Origin of the sequence: Methylobacterium symbioticum (genome assembly GCF_902141845.1) — a bacterium.
In the GTDB taxonomy this organism is placed as follows: Bacteria; Pseudomonadota; Alphaproteobacteria; order Rhizobiales; family Beijerinckiaceae; genus Methylobacterium; species Methylobacterium symbioticum.
The window spans coordinates 1-5,073 of record NZ_CABFPH010000189.1; the positions used below are offsets into that span (position 1 = coordinate 1).

3 protein-coding genes and 1 pseudogene are annotated in these 5,073 nt (G+C 72.1%); all 4 read left to right on the plus strand.

The genetic code is table 11. The annotated features are described in order from the left end of the window. Positions 1-1,361 (plus strand): MmgE/PrpD family protein (locus MET9862_RS28345; protein WP_142586227.1); only part of this gene is annotated, 1,361 nt, incomplete at its 5' end. Positions 1,362-1,500: 139 nt separating this feature from the next. Then, positions 1,501-3,456: an AI-2E family transporter gene (locus MET9862_RS28350; RefSeq protein WP_142586228.1), complete on the plus strand. Its 1,956-nt coding sequence runs from the start codon at positions 1,501-1,503 to the stop codon at positions 3,454-3,456. A gap of 202 nt (positions 3,457-3,658) precedes the next feature. Beyond that, on the plus strand, positions 3,659-4,447 hold the full coding sequence (hisN, locus tag MET9862_RS28355) for a histidinol-phosphatase (protein WP_142586229.1): 789 nt from the start codon (positions 3,659-3,661) through the stop codon (positions 4,445-4,447). 55 nt (positions 4,448-4,502) lie between these two features. Further along, positions 4,503-5,073, plus strand: a pseudogene (locus MET9862_RS28360) (hypothetical protein); the annotation flags it as partial.

Here is a 5,073-nt window from a genome sequence, read left to right on the forward strand (position 1 = left end):
AGGCGCCCGCGCCGGCGCCGAAGGACGTCACGGGGACGCTCGCCCGCTACGTCACCGGTGCCCGCTACGAGGACCTGCCCGAGGCGGTCCGCAAGGAGGCGACGCGCACCTTCCTGAACTGGGTCGGCGTCGCCATCGGCGGCTCGCATCACGAGACGCTGGATGTCGCGGTCTCGGCGCTGCAGCCCTTCTCCGGTCCGCCGCAGGCCGGGCTGTTCGGCCGCGGCGAACGCTTCGACATCATGAACGCCGCCTTCCTCAACGGCGTCTCGAGCCACATCTTCGATTTCGACGACACCCACCTGAAGACGGTGATCCACCCGGCCGGCCCGGTCGCCTCCGCGATCCTCGCCTATGCCGAGATGAAGCCAGTCTCCGGCCGCGACTTCCTGAACGCCCTGGTGCTCGGCATCGAGACCGAGTGCCGGATCGGCAACGCGGTCTATCCGAACCATTACGACGTCGGCTGGCACATCACCGGCACGGCGGGCGTGTTCGGCGCGGCGGCGGCCGCCGGCAAGCTGATGGGCCTCACCGAGCAACAGATGGTCTGGGCGCTCGGCCTCGCCGCCTCGCAACCGGTGGGCCTGCGCGAGTCGTTCGGCTCCATGAACAAGAGCTTCAACCCGGGCCGGGCGGCGTCGAACGGGCTGTTCGCGGCGATCCTGGCGGCCAAGGGCTATACCAGCTCGGACGGGATGATCGAGGCCAAGCGCGGCTGGGCCAACACCGTCTCGACCAAGCAGGATTATCGCGAGATCACAGAGGGGCTCGGCACGCGCTACGAGACGCTGCTGAACACCTACAAGCCCTTCGCCTGCGGCATCGTCATGCATCCGGCGATCGACGCGGCGATCCAGGTCCGGGACGCGGACAACGTGAAGCCTGAGGACGTGGCCCGGATCGACCTCAAGGTCCACCCGCTGGTGCTGGAGCTCACCGGCAAGACCGCGCCGAAGACGGGCCTCGAAGGCAAGTTCAGCATCTACCACGCCGTCGCCGTCGCCCTGGTAGAGGGCGCGGGCGGCGAGAAGCAGTTCAGCGACCGCGCCGTCAACGACCCGCGCGTCGTCGCGCTCCGCCAGAAGGTGGTGCCGGTGGTGACGCCCGGCATCGAGGCCGCGCAGGTCGACATGAGCGTGGTGCTGACCGACGGCCGCACGCTCAACCGGCGGATCGCGCACGCCATCGGCAGCGTCGAGAAGCCGATGACCGACGCCATGCTGGAGCGGAAGTTCGCCGACCTCGCCGATGGCGTGCTGCCCGGGCCCCAGGCGGCCCGGGTGATGCGGCTGTGCTGGGGCATCGCCGACCTGACGGACGCGGCCGAGGTGACGCGGGCCGGCACCGCGCGGGCCTGAGCGCGTCGCCCGGCGGGCTTCACGCCCCTGTGAGAATCGCGGGCGGTTTCCGGGATCGTTTCCGGGCCGCCCGCGGTTCCTCGTGCGGCGGCGCAGCAACGGGCGCAGCCGACGCGTGGCGTTTCAGGGCTGACGGGACATGGCGACGTCGACATCCGAGGGCCCGCTGATCCCGCCGCGGCCAACCCGAGTCGCGGCCGCCGAGACGCCGCGGGCGGCGCTGGCCTCGCCGGTCGTCGTCGCGGCGGTGATCATCGCCGGTCTCTATTTCGGCCGCGAGATCCTGATCCCGATCGCGATCGCGCTGCTCCTGTCCTTCGTGCTCGGGCCGCTCGTCCAGTTCCTGCGCCGCCTGCGCCTGCCGCGCCTCCTCGCGGTCGGTCTCACCGTCCTGGTGACGATGGGCATCCTGGCCGCCCTGGCGACGCTGATCGGCGTGCAGGTGGCCGATCTCGCGAGCGACGTGCCCCGCTACCAGCGCACCATCGAGCGTAAGCTCGAAGGCCTGCGCGAGAGCCCGGCGGGGCGGCTCACCGAGTATGTCGCCGGGATCGGCCGCGCGATCCACACCGCCGGCAATGCCGAGCAGGCCGAGAAAGCGGAGAAGACCGGTCCCGCCGCCAAGGCGGAGCCCGAGCCGAAGCCGGTGGTGGTCGAGACACGGCAACCGCCGCCCGGTCCCCTGGAGATGGCCGAGAAGGTGCTCGCGCCGGTGATGCAGCCGCTCGCCACCACCGGCATCGTCGTGGTGGTCCTGCTCTTCGTGCTGATGCAGCGGGAGGATCTGCGCGACCGCATGATCCGGCTCGCCGGCTCCAGCGACCTCCACCGCACCACGGTGGCGATGGACGATGCCGCGCGGCGCCTGAGCCGCTACTTCGTGGCCCAGCTCGCGCTCAATACCAGCTTCGGCCTCGTCATCGGCGTGGGGCTCTACCTGATCGGCGTGCCGAACCCGGTCCTGTGGGGCATCTTCGCGGCGCTGATGCGCTTCGTGCCCTATATCGGCGCCTTCCTCTGCGCCCTGTTCCCGATGGCGCTGGCCGCGGCCGTCGATCCCGGCTGGAACATGCTGATCGCCACCGCGCTCCTCTTCGTGGTGCTGGAGCCGCTCGCCGGCCAGCTCTTCGAGCCGATGCTCTACGGGCACTCGACGGGGCTCTCGCCGCTCGCCGTGCTCGTCTCGGCCCTGTTCTGGACATGGCTGTGGGGGCCGATCGGCCTGCTGCTCTCGACGCCGCTGACCGTCTGCCTCGTGGTGCTCGGCCGGCACGTCGACAAGCTCGAATTCCTCGACGTGCTGTTCGGATCGAGTCCAGCCCTGACCCCGGTCGAGAACTTCTACCAGCGCATCCTCGCCGAGGATCCGGAGGAGGCGCAGGAGCATGCCGACCTCATCCTGCAGGAATGCTCGCTCTCGGCCTATTACGACAGCGTGGTGGTGAAGGGGCTCGAACTGGCCGCCCGCGATGCCGCCCGCGGGGTGCTGACGGTGGAGCAGCGCTCCGCCATCCGCGAGAGCGTCACCGAGCTGATCGAGGAACTCGCCGACCGCCCGGACGGCGAGCCCGAGGCGCCGCTCACGGAGCGCGGCGAGGAGGACCAGGGCCGCCCCGGCACCGTGCCCTTCGCGCCCAAGCCCGCCACGGTGCCCGAGATCTGGGCGCGGGACGGCGCCGTGCTCTGCGTCGCGGGCCGCGGCTTCCTCGACGAGGCGGCGGCCGCGATCCTCGCGCAGCTTCTGGCCAAGCGCGGGCTCGGCACCCGCGTCGTGCCTTTCTCCGATCTCGCCCGCGCGCATATCGACGCCTTCGACCCGGGCGCGGCCCGGATGACCTGCGTCGTCTCGCTGGCGATCCGGGGCGAGCCCACGCATCTGCGCCGGCTCGTTCGGCGCCTCGAGCAGCGTATGCCGCGGATCCCCATCCTCGTCGGGCTCTGGCAGGTGGATGACGTCGGGGGCGCCGCCGCGGCGGTCCCGGCCAACCAGCACGTCTCGACCCTGCGCGCCGCCACCGAGGCCGTGATGGCCGCCGTGCGGGAGGACGCCGCGCCGGTCTCCGCCGGACACCGGGCCGAGCTTGCCAAGGCCTGAGGCTTGCGCACGCGTCGGTCGGATCGTGCCTTCTCGAGTCACGATCGAGAAGGGATTCGCCGATCCGGTCGAAGCACCCTGATCGGAACCGGCTCCAGAGCCTCGGACCGGCGCGACGCGGGGCTTGACGCGGGCTGCCCGGTGCGGGCTTCGTCGGCGGACCGGGACCTGCCCCGAACCTCCCCGGAGCGGAGAATTGCCGATGAGCGTCGTCGAACTCGGCCGGTTCATGGACGATCTCGCCGAGGCCTCGGGCCGAGCGATCCTGCCCTTCTTCCGGGCCCAGTTCGGCCTCGACGACAAGGCCCATGGCGGCGCGCCCTTCGATCCGGTCACCGAGGCCGACCGGGCGGCGGAGGTGGTGATGCGGCGGATGATCCGCGATGCCTTCCCTGGCCACGGCATCCTCGGCGAGGAGTTCGGATCCGAGCGGCTCGACGCGGACTGCGTCTGGGTGCTCGACCCGATCGACGGCACCCGTGCCTTCATCACCGGCCTGCCGACCTGGGGCACCCTGATCGGTCTGCGCAAGGGCCAGACCGCCGTACGCGGCCTGATGCACCAGCCCTTCCTCGCCGAGCGCTTCTTCGGCGACGGCCACAGCGCCAAGCTCCGGAACGCCGCCGGCGAGCGGACCTTGCGCACCCGCCGCTGCGCCGACCTCGCCTCGGCCCTCCTCTGCACCACCGATCCGCGCCTGTTCGCGGAGGGCGACGAGGCCGACCGCTTCGGCGCGATCCAGGCGGAGGTGCGCCTCGCCCGCTACGGCACCGATTGCTACGCCTACTGCATGCTGGCGGCCGGCCAAGTCGACCTCGTGATCGAGGCGGGCCTCAAGCCCTACGACATCGTCGCCCTGATCCCGATCGTGGAGGGCGCCGGCGGCGTCGTGACGAACTGGGAGGGCGGACCGGCGACGGAGGGCGGCCGCATCGTGGCGGCGGGTGACCCGCGCCTGCACGAAGCGGCGCTGCGGCGGCTCTCCAGCTGAACCGGATCGGCGGCTCGGCCGTTTCCCGGACAGCCCCGCCCGGATCGCCCCCGCCTTGCTGCTCACCGCCCTCATCGTCCTGACGAGCCTGCTGCCGCGGGCCGGGACCGGGCTCGACGCCCTCGCGCAAAGCTTCGACGGCACAGCTGCGGCCGAGCGGCCCGCGCCGGCCTACGAGGCGCAGGACCGTGCCGTCTCGAACTGGCGGCCGGAGGCGGTAAGCGCCCTGCGGCCCTATTCGCTGGCCCTGACCGCGCGGCTCTCGGCGAGCGATCCCGCCTTCGTCGCCCGTTGCGTCAAGCTCAACAATTACTGGTGCATCAAGCGCGCCCGCTGGACCGGCGAGATCGGTGGCGATGCCGAGGGCCATACCGCCTTCCGCAGCGCCGCCGACGGCGCCGACGCGGCCGCGACCCTGCTGCGCCGCTACTATCAGGCTTACGGACGGCGGAGCGCGCTCGCCATCGTCCGCCGCTGGGCACCGGCCGAATGCGGCCCCGCCCCGGTCGTGGCTGCCCGAACGGCCCCTGCCGCGCCGTCGCCCGCGGTCACGCCGGGCCTGACCACGCGCGGCCTCGGCACGACCCTGCGCGCGCGCTACCTGGCCCGGCACCTGCGCGGCGGCG